15 protein-coding genes are annotated in these 13,829 nt (G+C 65.0%); 14 read left to right on the top strand and 1 reads right to left on the bottom strand.

Features of this window, described 5'->3' with window-relative positions; genetic code table 11:
* Window positions 1-288: 288 nt before the first annotated feature.
* From GFD18_RS08670 to GFD18_RS08640, 7 genes are all read left to right on the top strand, one after another.
* Window positions 289-1,497 carry a hypothetical protein gene (locus tag GFD18_RS08670; protein WP_163200557.1) on the top strand — a complete coding sequence of 403 codons (1,209 nt, stop codon included), beginning with the start codon at window positions 289-291 and terminating at the stop codon, window positions 1,495-1,497.
* Window positions 1,475-2,569 carry a CpaF family protein gene (locus GFD18_RS08665; protein ID WP_163200558.1) on the top strand — a complete coding sequence of 365 codons (1,095 nt, stop codon included), beginning with the start codon at window positions 1,475-1,477 and terminating at the stop codon, window positions 2,567-2,569. The genes GFD18_RS08670 and GFD18_RS08665 overlap by 23 nt, the downstream gene beginning before the upstream one ends.
* 12 nt (window positions 2,570-2,581) lie before the next feature.
* On the top strand, window positions 2,582-3,262 hold the full coding sequence (locus tag GFD18_RS08660) for a type II secretion system F family protein (protein WP_191997371.1): 681 nt from the start codon (window positions 2,582-2,584) through the stop codon (window positions 3,260-3,262).
* Window positions 3,252-3,884 carry a type II secretion system protein gene (locus tag GFD18_RS08655; protein ID WP_225433010.1) on the top strand — a complete coding sequence of 211 codons (633 nt, stop codon included), beginning with the start codon at window positions 3,252-3,254 and terminating at the stop codon, window positions 3,882-3,884. Before GFD18_RS08660 ends, GFD18_RS08655 begins: the two co-directional genes overlap by 11 nt.
* A 372-nt stretch (window positions 3,885-4,256) precedes the next feature.
* On the top strand, window positions 4,257-4,475 hold the full coding sequence (locus tag GFD18_RS08650) for a DUF4244 domain-containing protein (protein WP_225433017.1): 219 nt from the start codon (window positions 4,257-4,259) through the stop codon (window positions 4,473-4,475).
* On the top strand, window positions 4,472-4,915 hold the full coding sequence (locus tag GFD18_RS08645; protein WP_318644531.1) for a TadE family type IV pilus minor pilin: 444 nt from the start codon (window positions 4,472-4,474) through the stop codon (window positions 4,913-4,915). Before GFD18_RS08650 ends, GFD18_RS08645 begins: the two co-directional genes overlap by 4 nt.
* Window positions 4,908-5,357 (top strand): Rv3654c family TadE-like protein, encoded by a 450-nt coding sequence (locus GFD18_RS08640; protein WP_318644530.1) that lies wholly within the window; start codon window positions 4,908-4,910, stop codon window positions 5,355-5,357. The genes GFD18_RS08645 and GFD18_RS08640 overlap by 8 nt, the downstream gene beginning before the upstream one ends.
* A 122-nt stretch (window positions 5,358-5,479) precedes the next feature.
* On the opposite strand, the gene GFD18_RS08635 is transcribed toward GFD18_RS08640, so the two are convergent.
* Window positions 5,480-6,391: a formate/nitrite transporter family protein gene (locus GFD18_RS08635; protein WP_163200561.1), complete on the bottom strand. Its 912-nt coding sequence runs from the start codon at window positions 6,389-6,391 to the stop codon at window positions 5,480-5,482.
* Window positions 6,392-6,507: 116 nt separating this feature from the next.
* Here GFD18_RS08635 and GFD18_RS08630 point away from each other — a divergent pair, with 116 nt between their 5' ends.
* The 7 genes from GFD18_RS08630 to GFD18_RS08600 all read left to right on the top strand — a co-directional run bounded on the left by GFD18_RS08630 (window position 6,508) and on the right by GFD18_RS08600 (window position 13,711).
* Window positions 6,508-6,822, top strand: a complete 315-nt coding sequence (locus tag GFD18_RS08630; protein ID WP_163200562.1) for a toxin — start codon at window positions 6,508-6,510, stop codon at window positions 6,820-6,822.
* Window positions 6,819-7,115 (top strand): ribbon-helix-helix protein, CopG family, encoded by a 297-nt coding sequence (locus tag GFD18_RS08625; RefSeq protein WP_225433008.1) that lies wholly within the window; start codon window positions 6,819-6,821, stop codon window positions 7,113-7,115. Before GFD18_RS08630 ends, GFD18_RS08625 begins: the two co-directional genes overlap by 4 nt.
* A 336-nt stretch (window positions 7,116-7,451) precedes the next feature.
* Window positions 7,452-10,226: a DNA polymerase III subunit gamma and tau gene (locus tag GFD18_RS08620; RefSeq protein WP_163200563.1), complete on the top strand. Its 2,775-nt coding sequence runs from the start codon at window positions 7,452-7,454 to the stop codon at window positions 10,224-10,226.
* A 101-nt stretch (window positions 10,227-10,327) separates the two neighbouring features.
* Window positions 10,328-10,930 carry a recombination mediator RecR gene (gene recR / locus GFD18_RS08615; protein WP_100511631.1) on the top strand — a complete coding sequence of 201 codons (603 nt, stop codon included), beginning with the start codon at window positions 10,328-10,330 and terminating at the stop codon, window positions 10,928-10,930.
* A 230-nt stretch (window positions 10,931-11,160) separates the two neighbouring features.
* A complete protein-coding gene (locus tag GFD18_RS08610) occupies window positions 11,161-11,925 on the top strand; it encodes an aspartate kinase (protein WP_100511630.1) in 765 nt (254 codons plus the stop codon).
* Between the two features lie 92 nt (window positions 11,926-12,017).
* The gene (locus tag GFD18_RS08605; RefSeq protein WP_100511629.1) at window positions 12,018-12,581 is read left to right on the top strand and encodes an ACT domain-containing protein; all 564 of its coding nucleotides are present in this window, start codon (window positions 12,018-12,020) and stop codon (window positions 12,579-12,581) included.
* A gap of 59 nt (window positions 12,582-12,640) precedes the next feature.
* Entirely contained in the window at window positions 12,641-13,711 is a 1,071-nt protein-coding gene (locus tag GFD18_RS08600) for an aspartate-semialdehyde dehydrogenase (protein ID WP_100511628.1), read from the top strand.
* The last annotated feature ends 118 nt before the right edge of the window (window positions 13,712-13,829 follow it).

Here is a 13,829-nt window from a genome sequence, read left to right as displayed (position 1 = left end):
CGGGCTGAAAATGCAAGCCCATAGGGGGATTTTTCCCGAATACTGATACGGGATTTTTCGGATGAATGGGGGCATGCCCGGACGGTTTGCCGATGCCGTTGCGGAGGGGCTGCGAGCGTTCGGTTTTGATTCGTTTATGTTTATTGGATGCGTGATATCTGTGCGGTGGTTGGGAGATTCTGACTTCATCTGTGTGAAATGTGGATAACTCGGGGTGCGGGTGGGCCGTTCGTCAACATTGTCCGGTGGCCTTGGGATTCGATGCCCGTTCTTGGAAGAATTCGAAATATGGACGATATGCGAATGAAAGCGAAGGGCACGGTGCTGGTTGTTGGCGGTACGGGCGCCGGTGACGATGGCGCGGGTGCCGGTGACGATGGCGTGAACGTGGGCGGCGCCGGCCCGATCGGTGCCGGGCCGCCTGCTATGGGTGCGGGATCATCGGTGCTGCCGATGCCGCTGCCGGACGGTGTACGGTCACTGCCCTTGCCGCGACCGAAACGGTTCTACACCCGTGCCGGCGGTGGCATCGGAGTCGACGGTAATCGTGGCGCCGGTGGCCATAGGGCTGGTAATGGCAGCCGCAGGGCTGATGGTGAATATGACGGTAAGAGCCGGGCGATGAATCGACTGCGGAGGAACGGTCCGATCGGCGCGGCCTCGCAAATCGGCGCGGGACTGTCCTCGGCGAACGCCCGAGGCGGTGCGGTGCTGTTCTTCTCGCCGACCGGGGGCGCCGGCGTGAGCGTGCTGGCCGCCATGTGCTCGTGGTCGTTGACGCAGCGGGATCGTAGCTGCGCGCTCGTCGATCTCGATCTTGCCGCCGGAGGGCTGGACGTACTGCTCGGTCAGGAGGCCGAGGAAGGGCTTCGATGGAGTGGCATCAGTGCACCGTTGGGGCGCATCGAACCGGAGGCCTTGATCAACGAGCTGCCGAAATGGGATGATGTCGTCGTGTTGGCCGCCGACCCATGGAACGGCGGCGAACCGGACTGGTGGGAGGTCGAGGCCGCGCTGTCGGCGCTTGCGGAAAACCGTGATGTGCTGGTGTTCGACGCCGGGCATGCTGTGGCGTGGAAGGATATGCCGGTCGCCGTGCGCGTGATGCTGGTGGAGCTCAGCGTACTGGGGCTTGCCCGTGCCCGCGGCATGCTGCGGTGGCTGCATGGCGGGGGAGCCGATGCCGTCGATGGCGTAGCGGTCGATTCCGGCGGCGGCATACTGCATGGCGATGCGGATGCCGAGGGGACGACGACCATTCTGGTGGGCATCAGACCTCCCGTTTCCTCACGCGCCGGAGCCGTGAGCAAGCGAGAGGCCGAGGATTATCTGAAGACGTCGATGATCGGCGTGATGAAAAGGGATGCCGCGCTGGGCAAATCCATATTGTCCGGCTTCGGCATCGCCAGGATCCCGCGAAAATACCGCAAGCTCATGAACGAACTGTGCGACCGCATCGAAGAGGCCTGCCGCCATGACCGGCGTCACGACCGATAGGCGGGCAGGTCGTCGCGGGCGCCGCGTGCTGTTCGGCCCGCTCGATGAACTGGTGCGCGAAGGCGGCGTGACCGATGTGGCGGTGACCTGCGACGGACGCATATGGGTCGATTCCGGCGACGGCATGGAGGAGCGGACCGTGGCCGTGGGATTCCGCACACCGCAGATCGTGCGCGAATACGCCGTACAGCTGTGCGCGCAGCTTGGGCATCGGCTTGACGATTCACATCCCATCGCCGACGCCGCCACCGTGGACGGCATCCGTGTGCATGCGGTCATCGCGCCATTGGTGGCGCAGGGGGCCGCATTGTCGATTCGTTTCCCGGACCGTGCCATGGCGAATCTGCCGGCATTGGGCACGGCCGGGCTGTTCCCGCACTCCTGGCTGACGATGCTGCGCAGACTGGTCGAACGACGGGCCACCATGCTGATCACAGGCGGCACGGGCACCGGCAAGACCACGTTGCTCAAGGCGCTGTTGGGAGAATGCGACAGCAGCGAGCGTATCGTCAGCGTGGAGGAGATTCGCGAACTCGGCGGCATCGACCACGACAACCATGTGGCATTGGTGGCTCGTGAGCCGAATGTGGAGGGCGCCGGCGGCATAGGCTTGCCGGAACTGGTGAAGGCCACGCTGCGCATGCGTCCCGACCGCGTGGTGCTGGGAGAATGCCGCGGCGAGGAGATCGCCGACCTGCTGCGTGCGTTGAATTCCGGGCATCACGGTGGCATGGCCACATTGCATGCCGATGGAGTGGACAGGGTGCCGGCCCGCCTCTCCACGCTGGGATTGCTTGCCGGCCTGAATCCGGCGGCGCTGGCCATGCTGGCGGAGGGGGCGTTCGATGTGGTGCTGCATCTGGAACGTGTCGGCGGCCGGCGACGCATCGCCCAGGTGGGATTGCTGGAAACCGACGAGGATGGCCGGCTGATCGGACGCCCGGTGTGTGAATGGGATGGCGTTGGCGTCCCCGTTCATCATCCGATATGGTCGCGCTTCGCCGGATGGTGGGGCATCCCTCTGATTCCCGGCGCGAACGACGGTATGCCGCAGCTACCGCCGAGACCCTGAAAGAGGTGCGTCATGATGCCGCTCGTAGTCGCGCTCATGGTGGGGATGACTGTATGGCTGTGTTCGGGCGCGAGTCTGTATCGTGCCGGCAGGTTGCATGCCGTGGTTCGCGAGGAGGGGGACCATACGGTGCCTCGCATGGGCGTGGCGGCGGCGTTGTCGTCGTTGAGCGCGTTCATCCGCAACGGTGGTGCCGCCATCGCCGCGGTGGAGGAGCTCGCCGGCCGGTGCTTCGCCGGCACCGCCGTCACCCCAGCCCGCGTCGTCGTGGCGTTCGAGGCGAGGCGGCGCCATGACGAATCGGCGGAGCAGGCGATGCGCGTGGCCGGGGACGTGGCCATGGCGTTCCGTATCAGCGAACTGCTGGGGTGCGAAACCGTGCGCTGCCTGGCCGCGGTGTCGGCCGCGCATTCGCGTCGACGGCTACTGGAGGATATGAAGGCGAAGGCGCTGGCGATGCCGAAGTCCACGGTGAAACTGCTGTCCGCTCTGCCTCTGGTAACCATCGCGTTGGGCGAGGCGTTGGGTGCGCGGCCTCTGTCGTTCCTGTTCGGCTCGGTCGGTGGCCTGATATGTCTGTTGGCGGGAGCGGTCTGCTATATCGCTGGACTGATATGGATGGAGGCGCTGATGCGGCAACTGCGTTCGGCGCGGTTCGATGCGCGTCGATCGGGGATAAGTCATGAACGGTGATATGTGGCAGTTGCTGGCGGCGATGATGACGGTATTCGCCGTGCTGGTACATGGAGGGTTGGCCGGTAATCCGGCCGGCTGTGCGTCGGCTCGTCTTCGACGTGATGCGGGAGTCGGCGATGAGCCGCCAATCACGCTGCTGCTGGAGATGATGGCCGTCGCCATACGTCAGGGAGCTTCGATTCCACGGGCGATGTCGGTCATCGGCGGCGTACTCGTCGAACGGGAAGGCGATGCCGTGCCGGCTGCCATAGCGGGTGCCGCCGCATCGGCTGACGTCGCCTCGGCCGGCCTGGGCAGGCAGATGCTGCGCGTCGCCGCGGCATTGAACCGCGGCGCGGAATGGGACGGGGCATGGGCGGCGCCCGCGCCGGAAGGACGTCACGCCGCGGCGTTGCAACTGATGAAATCCGCATTGGAACCGTCATGGAGGCATGGCATCTCACCGCTGCTGCGCATCGAAACGACCATCGAGCAGATCGATCTCGACGAGCGACGCTCCATCGAGGAATCCGCCGCGCGGCTGTCGGTTCGTATCCTCGTGCCGATGGGATTGTGCTTTCTTCCGGCGTTCATCCTCATCGGCGTCATCCCCTCCATCGCGGCGTTCGCCGGACGATGACGATATCAGCCGATATCCGCCGCTGTTCACCGATATTCACGATGCCGTTGTGCATGGTCCCATCGGAAATCCACAGTCGGATTTTCCAATAGAGAGTAAGGATCGGTCACGTTCGTCAACATTGTCGGAAAACCATGCGGCGACGGGTTGAAATACGGCAGACTGGAATCAGCTTCGAAGCGGAAACCACGGTCGGCGATACGTCGGCGATACGAACATAACCGAATCAAACCAAATCACATCACCGGACCGGTGATGACGGCCGGCGTCGACTGCGTGCGGCCGGCGAAGAGAAAGGACACTACGATGACACGGTCGGATGGGACGCCGCTTCACGATCAGGACCTGTATGGTCCGGGAATACGTGGCCGGATGCGGGCGATGGCGAAGGCGGCGAACACGAAGCTGTGCATGATCGACGCCCGTATGCGCACCCTCACGGCGGAGCCGGAAAAAGGACTTGCGACGGCGGAATATGCGGTCGTCATGATTGCCGCGACCGGTTTTGCCGGGCTTCTGGTGGCTATTCTCAAATCGGGCGCGGTGAAGACGCTGCTGACCAATCTGGTCAAACAGGCGCTCAGCGTGTGATCGGCGGAATCAAGGCGTTGCGGCGAATCATAGGCGGGATGTGCAGGGGCAGGGCGGCCGGCAAGGACGTGCCGGGCGTGGACATGGCGGGCAAGGACATGGCGGACGCGGGCACAGTGACTGCGGAATTCGCCGTGGTGCTGCCGGCGGTGATGGTGGTGTCGCTGCTGTTGTTCTCGTCGGCGAGAGCCGTGATCGTCAACATGAACTGTCAGGAGGCGGCGCGCGCTGCGGCTCGGGAAATGGTGGTCGCCGGGGAATCCGGCGATGCCGATCCGGCCGGTGTGGTGGCGCGCATCGCCGGCTCCGGCGCGACCGTCTCGACCGCGACCGGCGGGGGACAGGTGACGGTGATTACGCGATGCCCGCTGATGCCCGGCCCGTTCGGTGTGCTGCCGGTGGCTTTGGAAGGCAGGGCCGTGGGTGTGCTTCATGAATAGACGGGATAGGCGGTGCCCTATGAGCAAACGGTATGGAGAACGCCGACGACATGGCGGTGTGAACTTACGACGCGATGGCATCGGACGCAATCTGCTGAGGCGATCCGATCGCGGGTCCGGAACGGTGGTCGGCGTGGGATTGGTGACGGCCGCCGCCGTGCTGCTATCGGCCATACTGGCCGTAGGCAACGTGCTGTACTGCAAATCCGTGGCGCAGACGGCGGCCGACCATGCCGCGATTGCGGCGGCGACGGCGCATTACGAATCCTCGGGCGACCCATGTGCGAAGGCGGGCGGCGTGGCTTCCTCGAATCGGGCGAGACTTGCCGAATGCCTGATCGCGGGCGAGGACGTGGTGGTCGGGGCTTCGGTGACCACGAGAGTGCCGTTCGTCGGTGAGGTGACGATGCGGGCGAAGGCCGGTCCGAAGGACTGCCGGTAGCGGCGTCGATGCCGGCGGTCCTTTGATGCCGAACCGTCTATTGGTCCTGATCGCGGTCCCGATCGTGACCATCGTCCGGCGGAATCCGGTCGGTTGATGGCCGCGATCAGGACCGCAACCGGTCATTTGGCGTCGGACTTGGCGGGCTCCCTGCGGGCGTTGACGAACCAGTAGGCGAGCGCCACGAAGATGGCGCCTCCGACGATGTTGCCCAGTGTGGCGGCGGAGAGGTTGTAGAGGATGCCCTGCACGGTGACCGCTTCGGCGCCGGCGGCCTGGGCGCCGAATCCGAGCGTCTTGGAGACGAGACCCACGGGGAGGAAGAACATGTTGGCCACGCAGTGTTCGAAGCCCATGGCGACGAATCCGGCGATGGGCAGCAGGATGCCGAGCACCTTGTCGCCGACGGAGCGGGCGGAGAATCCGATGCGCACGGCCAGGCAGACGAGGATGTTGCATAGGATGCCGCGGAAGAACAGCGTTATCCAGTCCGGGGTGATCTTCGAGGCGGCGGTCGCCACGGCCGTGTCTCCCACGGCGCCGTCGTTGAGGCCCATGGTGCCGGCGAACGCGATGAGCGTGACGAGCAGCAGGGCTCCGGCGAGGTTGCCGAACCAGACGATGACCCAGTTCTTGGCGAGCGCGCCCCAGCTGATCTTGCGGGCGGCGATGTCGGAGGCCATGAGCGAGTTGCCGGTGAACAGTTCGGCGCCGCAGCAGAGCACGAGCACGAGTCCCATGCAGAAGGCGAGGCCGCCGACGAATCGCTTCGGGCCCCAGGTCATGGCCGGGTCGCTGGTGACGATGAGGAAGAACAGCGCGCCGAAGCCGATGAACGCGCCGGCGAACATGGCGGAGACGAACGCCTTGCCGCCGCTGAGCTGGGTTTTGCCGATGCCGGCCTTCTCCACGGTCTCCTCGGTTTCGGCGGGGGTGAGCGCGTTGATGTTGACCTGCGGGGTGAGGATCGACGGCGTCGTCTTGATGGTCGGTGTGTTTCCGGCGTCGGTTGCCGGGGTGCCGTTGTGCGGCATGGTGAGATCCCTTCTCTGGAGTCTTCGATGAACCGCACACCATATTCGCGCATACGGTTGACGCCGCAGCATCCGTTCCCACCGTTTGCAGGAAGGGCCGATAAGGATATGGAATTATGTACTACAATAATAAAGGCGAGGGGTTGCCGGTAGGCCGTCCCGTATTTGTTCGTGAATCGGCGTTGAAGCATGGCATCGATCCATCCGATGCGTTGACGGTGGTGCGGCGTCCTTTGGGGACAAGTGTTCTGGATGAGGACCAGCTGAAACTGTTGTGCGTGGGGTTTGACGACAATGCCGTCGCCTTGGAGGTGGTGATCAAAAGAACCCATCGTGGCTGGCTGCTGATTCACGCAATGAAGCTTCGCAAAAAGTACTGGCCGCTGTTGTTGCAGGGGACGGTGGATACGACATATTGGGAGGATGGATGATGGGTGATGATCGGGATTACATCATCGTCAGTGATGCGAATTTCTCCGATGAGGAGAATGCCGTGCTGAATGCGGACGCCGAAGAGGCGGAGCGTGGGTATCCCCTCGGGTTTCTTGAATCGCGCCGACGCGGCCGTCCTTTGGAAATCGGCCTGACTCCGGCGCGACATAAGGTGCAGGTTCGCCTGGATGAGAATCGTTTTCGCCTGTTGAACGAATATGCGAGGCGGCATCATCTCTCGCAGTCGGAGGCGATGCGTGAGCTTCTGGACCGGGGCCTTGCCTCGGCCTAGGGCTTGACCTCCGTCTCGCGATGATGCTTTGCAGGCCATGCCTCGTAGGCGAGGACCCCACAAAGTAGTATGGTGACTTGGCTCACCGGGATGGTCGTACGGATTTGGAAAGAACGGGTTTGCATTATGGCTTTGGCATTGTATAGGCGTTACCGCCCTGATACCTTCGACGGCATCGTGGGGCAGGACCAGGCTGAGCCGTTAAGCAAACAGTCCGGTGGACTGTTTGTAGGCGATGCGAGCGCGATGCATCGAGCGCGAGGCCTGAACGAAATAGCATGGTGACTTGGTCCATCGGAGACGGTGGTTTGGTTTTGGAAAGAACGGGTTTGCATTATGGCTTTGGCATTGTATAGGCGTTACCGCCCCGACACCTTCGACGGCATCGTGGGGCAGGACCAAGTCACCATTCCTCTTTCCCGCGCCCTTGACGAGGGCAAGCTCACGCATGCGTATCTGTTCTCCGGTCCGCGCGGCTGCGGCAAGACCAGTTCGGCCCGCATCCTGGCCCGCTGCGTCAACTGCGCGAAGGGCCCGACCTCGCACCCGTGCGGTGAATGCGAATCCTGCAAGGACCTCGCCACCGGCGGCCCCGGCTCCATCGATGTGGTGGAGATCGACGCGGCCAGCCATAACGGCGTGGACGACGCCCGCGAGCTTCGCGAGCGAGCCGGCTTCGCGCCCGCGCGCGACCGCTATAAGATCTTCATCCTCGACGAGGCCCATATGGTCACGCAGCAGGGTTTCAACGCGTTGCTGAAGATCGTGGAGGAGCCGCCGGAGCATGTGATGTTCATCTTCGCGACGACGGAGCCGGAGAAGGTCATCGGCACGATTCGTTCGCGCACCCATCATTATCCGTTCCGTTTGGTGCCGCCGGAGGTCATGGGGCCGTATCTGGAGGATATCTGCGGCAAGGAGGGCATCAAGCCGGAGCCCGGCGTGCTCAAGCTGGCCATGCGTGCCGGCGGTGGCTCCATGCGAGACACGCTTTCGGTGCTTGACCAGCTCATGGTCGGTGCCGTCGATGGCGTGATCGCCCATGACTCCGCCGTCGCGCTGCTCGGCTTCACACCGGATGCGCTCATCGCCGAGGCCATCGACGCCGTCATCGACAAGGACGGCGAGAAGCTGTATGGCGTGGTGCAGAAGGTCGTGGTCGGCGGCTTCGACCCACGCCGTTTCGTGGAGGATCTGCTGTCGCGCGTGCGTGACCTGCTGATTCTCACCATCGCCGGCGAGCGCGCGGAATCCGTGCTCAGTGACGATGCCGAGGCGGAGGATGTCGACGATCTGCGACGTCAGGCCGAGGCGTTGGGATTGCCGCGGCTGACGGCCATCGCCGATGTCATCAACGACACGTTGGGTTCGATGACCGGCGCGATTTCGCCGCGTATGCGGCTTGAACTGCTGGCCGCACGACTGCTGGTGCCCGCAACGGTCGCCGCCGCGCCGGCCGCGGCGACGGCGGCTTCGTCGTCGGGCACGGCCTCGGCCGATGCCGCCGGGAACGCGGCGGCATCGTCGCCGCAGTCGTCCGGCGCGGCGCGCGGCGGCTTCATTGGCCGTCGTCGTCAGCAGCAGCCATCGTCGTCGGCGTCATCATCATCCACGTCGTCGCAGCCGCAGGTTCCTTCATCGTCGCAGGCGGCGGATGGAGCCGCATCCGTGGCGTCCGCCGATGCGACCGTATCCGCGTCGGCATCCGACGACGGCCGCTCCTCTGCGGCCTCTGTTCCGCAATCGTCGGCTTCCGGCCAGCAGGACGGGCAGACGTCCGCGTCGCAGGCCGGCGGTCACGCATCGCAGGATTCCGCATCGGGCGATCCCGCATCGGACAACCGCACGCCGGATGAGAAGTGGGATGCGATCGTCGCCGCGCTGCCCGAGGACGTGCGCAGATATGTGAACCGCGACAAGGTGCCGCGCATCAATCTCGCGCCCCATCCGAAGACCGGCCAGATGCGGCTATGGATCAAGTTCGACGTGCCGCTGAGCAAGTATGCGTTCGCGCTCGCCGTCGCCAGGGAGGAAGTGGACGGCACCAACAAGGTGACCGACATCCTTCGCGCCGAGACCCGCAAGGCGTTCGGCCCCGATGTGGCGCTCGCCCCGACCAAGAAGATGGCCGACGGCCAGATGGCGCCGCCATGGAGCCAGCTGCCGCCGCAGGAGCAGCAGCGCATCAAGGCGGAACTGCTGCAGGCCAGCCTGTCGTCGTCCATGCCGGCCGGCGTCGGTACGGCCGCCGCGGCGTCGAGGCAGTCGCACGATCATGAGACGGCTCCGGCCGACAACGCCGAGGCGCAGAACGATTCCGACGTTCATCGGGCCGCAGATCACGGTCCGAACAGCGGCCTTCCGAACAGCGGCCCGGGGCGGCCCCCGCTTCCGGAGGACGATCCATGGGCGATGCCCGCGCCATCTGCCCATGCCTCGTCGGCACAGTCGGCTCCGGCCGCGGCCGACCCCGCAGACGATCCCTGGGCCCAGTCGACCGCGCAGACCGGCTCCGCCCGGCCGTACGAGGACCTTTCCCATCGGGAGAAGCCGCATGCCGAGCCGCACGCCAAGCATGTGGCCGTGCCGGACCTGAGCGACGACAACGATCCGTGGGCGACTCCGACTCCGTCCCCGGCTGCGCAGCCGGCTCCGAATCCGTCGTCGGAGGCCGATCCGTCAATCGGCGCCGATCCGTGGGCCCAACCGGCCGGACAGTCGAGCCAGCCGGTGCAGCCCCATGCCGACCCCGCTCCGGCCGTGGCGCAGCAGTCCCAGCCGCCGGTGCAGGTCCGTCATTTCAATCCGCACGCCCGGCAGAACGTCCAGGCCGCGTCCGCGCCGGGCGACGGGGCCGCGTGGCCGTCGTCGTCCGGGTTCGGCGGGCCGGCCGCAGGCCCTGCGGCTCCCGCCGGCCCGCAGCCGCCCGCCGTCGACCCCGACGATGACGAATACTCCATGTCGGACGAGTCATTGGGCGCGGCCGGCGCCATGGACCTCGAGGAACTGAAGAAGTTCTTCGAAGTCAAGAACGTGGAGGTCCTCGAGCCCGACGACCCGCGCAACCCGCGCAATATCGTCGCCAAGCGCAAGAATGACGACGGCGAATAACCCCGCGATGATGGCATCCGGCCGCACGCCGGCCGGATGCCCGAAATACCCGAACAGGACGGCAAAGCCGTATAGCCGCATGACCGTATAAGGAGCGATGCATGGCACTGGCCTACGATGGCGCGATCCAGAATCTCATCGATGCGTTCGCCAAACTTCCCGGCATCGGGCCGAAGGGCGCGCAGCGCATCGCCTTCTACCTGCTGGGCGCCGACGATCAGGAGGCCCAGGCGCTCGCCGACGCCATTCAGGAGGTCAAGGCCAAGGTGAGGTTCTGCGAGATCTGCGGCAACGTGTGCGAGACGAGCCCGTGCCCGATCTGCGTCGACCCACGTCGCGACCGCACTGTCATCTGCGTGGTCCAGGAGCCCAAGGACGTGATGAGCATCGAGCGCACCCGCGAATTCCGCGGCCTCTACCATGTGCTCGGCGGCGCCATCAACCCCATGGCCAACGTCGGGCCGGCCGACCTGCGCATCCCCCAGCTGCTGGAACGCCTCGGCTCCGGCGAGGTGAGCGAGGTCATCATGGCCCTCAACCCCAACATCGAGGGCGAGGCCACCACCACCTACATCTCCCGGCTGCTCGGTCCGCTCGAGGTCAAGGTCACACGGCTGGCGAGCGGCCTGCCCGTCGGCGCCGACCTCGAATACGCCGACGAGGTCACGCTCGGCCGTGCGCTCGTCGGCCGCCGCGAGGCGTGACCCGGGCGTAGGCCCGTACGGAAGCCGTGCGAGCGGCTGTTCCGTGGCGTGGTCAATCGATTGACATCGGCCGGTGCTCCGACCCGTGGATGGGCCGCGCTCACATTGTGGAGCGGTGTTCGCGCCGTAATCTTCGAGAGCCCTATAATCTTGCCGTTTGCGTACAGTATTGACTTACTTGTGCGCATGGCAAACGTCAATATGCGCAGTAATCACGAGATGGGACTGAAGTGGCACTTATCGTTCAGAAGTATGGCGGCTCGTCGGTAGCCGACACCGACTCGATCAAGCGTGTGGCCAAGCGCATCATCGATACCAAGAAGAAGGGCAACGACGTGGCCGTGGTGGTCTCGGCCATGGGCGACACCACCGACGATCTGATCGACCAGGCCCTCGACATCGACTCCAAGCCGCCGGAGCGCGAGATGGACATGCTCATGACCGCCGGCGAGCGCATCTCCATGAGTCTGCTGGCCATGGCCATTCACGCGCAGGGTGTGCGCGCCCACTCGTTCACCGGCCAGCAGGCCGGCTTCCTCACCGACGCCCGCTACGGCGCCGCGCATATCCGCTCCGTGAAGCCGAAGCGTGTGGCCGAAGTGCTCGAACAGGGCGATGTGGCCATCGTCGCCGGCTTCCAGGGCATCAACACCAAGGGCGATCCCACCACGCTCGGCCGTGGCGGCTCCGACACCTCCGCAGTGGCGCTGGCCGTGGCGCTGGGTGCCGACGTGTGCGAGATCTACACCGACGTCGACGGCGTGTTCACCGCCGATCCCCGTATTGTGCCGACCGCCCGACGCATCCCCGCGATCTCCTACGAGGCGATCCTCGAGATGGCCGCCTGCGGCTCCAAGGTGCTGGCCCTGCGCTGCGTCGAATACGCGGAGCGTTTCAAGATGCCGCTGCACGTGCGCAGCTCGTTCTCGCACCGCCCCGGCACGCTGGTCCTGCCCGAGGGCGCCGATCCGCGCAGCATCCCGAACCTGAATTAGGCCGTTCCTCGCCGGACCTCGGCAAGCATTCAGGACATCAGCAAGAGCATCAACAAGCAACCAATCCGTACAACATCGCGAAAGTAGTAATCATGACCAACGATAACCAGTCCATGGGCGACCTGTTCCCCGACCTCGGCCCCGAAGACCCGGTCGTCTCCGGCATCGCGCACGACAAGAGCGAGGTGCAGGTCACGCTGCGTCGCATCCCCGATGTCCCCGGCGTGAGCGCCTCCGTGTTCACCAGCCTGGCCGAGGCCGGCGTGAACGTCGATATGATCGTGCAGGCCGCCGCGTCCACCGGCACCGCCGACATCTCCTTCACCGCGTCCGAGGCCCAGCTTCGCCAGATCGAGCAGGTGCTGGCCGACAAGCGCGAGGAGCTCAAGTACGAGTCCGTCGACATCAACAAGGAGGTCGGCAAGGTCGCGCTCGTGGGCGTCGGCATGAAGACCCACTCGGGCATCGCCGCTACGTTCTTCCGCGCGCTGAGCGAGAAGAACATCAACGTGCTGATGATCTCCACCTCCGAAATCCGCATCTCCGCCATGGTGCCGCTCGAGGACCTCGAGGACGCCGTGCGCGCCATCCACACCAAGTTCAACCTCGACTCCGATCAGGTGGAGGCCGTGGTGTACGGCGGCACCGGCCGCTGAAGCAGCGATACGCCGCATAGGAATCGTTTAGGAACCAGCAGGGCAGAAGGGAACGAACCATGGTTCAGATCAATGACAAAGGTGTAAACGTAGCGGTGCTCGGCGCCACCGGCCAGGTCGGTATGGTGATGCGTCGCATCCTCGACGAGCGCGACTTCCCCGTGAAGGACCTGCGCTTCATGGCGTCCGCCCACTCCGCCGGCACCGTGCTCAACTGGCGCGGCCACGACATCGTGGTGGAGGACGTCGCCAAGGCCAATCTCTCCGGCATCGACATCGCCATCTTCTCCGCAGGCGGCGGCACCTCCAAGGTGTGGGCCCCGAAGTTCGCCGAGGCCGGCGCCTACGTGATCGACAACTCCTCCCAGTGGCGTATGCACGACAACGTGCCGCTGGTCGTCGCCGAGGTCAACCCCGAGGATCTGGACGACGTTCCGGACCGCATCATCGCCAACCCGAACTGCACCACCATGGCCTGCATGCCGGCCATGAAGGCCCTTTCCGACGCGTTCGGTCTCAAGCGACTGATCGTCAGCTCCTACCAGGCCGTCTCCGGTGCGGGTCGCGCCGGCGTGCTGCAGCTCATGAACGAGGCCAAGGCCGCCATCGAGCAGGGTGCCGACAAGCTCGTGTTCGACGGTTCCGCCATCGACTTCCCCGAACCGACCAAGGTCGTGCGCACCATCGCCTTCAACGCCGTGCCGTTCATCGGCTCCATCGTGGACGACGGCAGCGAGGAGACCGACGAGGAGCAGAAGCTGCGCAACGAAAGCCGCAAGATCCTGCACCTGCCCGATCTCAAGGCCAGCTGCACCTGCGTGCGCATCGGCGTGTTCACCTCCCACGGCATGAGCATCAACGCCGAGTTCGAGAAGGACGTCACCCCGGACGAAGCCCGCGAGGTGCTCGCCAAGGCCCCGGGCGTCGTACTCGACGACATCCCCACCCCGCAGCTCGCCGCAGGCAAGGACCCGAGCTTCGTCGGCCGCATCCGTCAGGACCAGGCCGTCGACGGCAAGAAGGGCCTGTCGATGTTCATCACCAACGACAACCTGCGCAAGGGCGCCGCCCTCAACGCCATCGAGCTCGCCGAGGTCGTCGCGAAGAAGCACTTCGCAGATCAGCTCTGATCTGCGAATAGTCAGCGCTGTGCAGATCAGCTCTGATCTGCTGAACCGTTAAGCGTACAGTCCAGTGGACTGTACGTAGGTGATGCGAGCGCGATCCATCGAGCGCGAGGCCATCGAA

The sequence above is a fragment of the Bifidobacterium saimiriisciurei genome, from assembly GCF_010667655.1.
GTDB lineage: Bacteria > Actinomycetota > Actinomycetes > Actinomycetales > Bifidobacteriaceae > Galliscardovia > Galliscardovia saimiriisciurei.
Note: the sequence above shows the minus strand (reverse complement) of the source record. Positions and strands in the feature narration are given on the sequence as shown.

What these genes read in the sequence shown, in the direction of transcription:
- GFD18_RS08620 (WP_163200563.1), top strand. Translation starts at nt 7,452, where the DNA reads ATGGCTTTGGCATTGTATAGGCGTTACCGCCCCGACACCTTCGACGGC.
- GFD18_RS08640 (WP_318644530.1), top strand. Translation starts at nt 4,908, where the DNA reads ATGAATAGACGGGATAGGCGGTGCCCTATGAGCAAACGGTATGGAGAA.
- GFD18_RS08625 (WP_225433008.1), top strand. Translation starts at nt 6,819, where the DNA reads ATGATGGGTGATGATCGGGATTACATCATCGTCAGTGATGCGAATTTC.
- GFD18_RS08600 (WP_100511628.1), top strand. Translation starts at nt 12,641, where the DNA reads ATGGTTCAGATCAATGACAAAGGTGTAAACGTAGCGGTGCTCGGCGCC.
- GFD18_RS08630 (WP_163200562.1), top strand. Translation starts at nt 6,508, where the DNA reads ATGTACTACAATAATAAAGGCGAGGGGTTGCCGGTAGGCCGTCCCGTA.
- GFD18_RS08660 (WP_191997371.1), top strand. Translation starts at nt 2,582, where the DNA reads ATGATGCCGCTCGTAGTCGCGCTCATGGTGGGGATGACTGTATGGCTG.
- GFD18_RS08650 (WP_225433017.1), top strand. Translation starts at nt 4,257, where the DNA reads ATGCGGGCGATGGCGAAGGCGGCGAACACGAAGCTGTGCATGATCGAC.
- GFD18_RS08670 (WP_163200557.1), top strand. Translation starts at nt 289, where the DNA reads ATGGACGATATGCGAATGAAAGCGAAGGGCACGGTGCTGGTTGTTGGC.
- GFD18_RS08665 (WP_163200558.1), top strand. Translation starts at nt 1,475, where the DNA reads ATGACCGGCGTCACGACCGATAGGCGGGCAGGTCGTCGCGGGCGCCGC.
- GFD18_RS08635 (WP_163200561.1), bottom strand. Translation starts at nt 6,391, where the DNA reads ATGCCGCACAACGGCACCCCGGCAACCGACGCCGGAAACACACCGACC.
- recR (WP_100511631.1), top strand. Translation starts at nt 10,328, where the DNA reads ATGGCACTGGCCTACGATGGCGCGATCCAGAATCTCATCGATGCGTTC.
- GFD18_RS08655 (WP_225433010.1), top strand. Translation starts at nt 3,252, where the DNA reads ATGAACGGTGATATGTGGCAGTTGCTGGCGGCGATGATGACGGTATTC.
- GFD18_RS08605 (WP_100511629.1), top strand. Translation starts at nt 12,018, where the DNA reads ATGACCAACGATAACCAGTCCATGGGCGACCTGTTCCCCGACCTCGGC.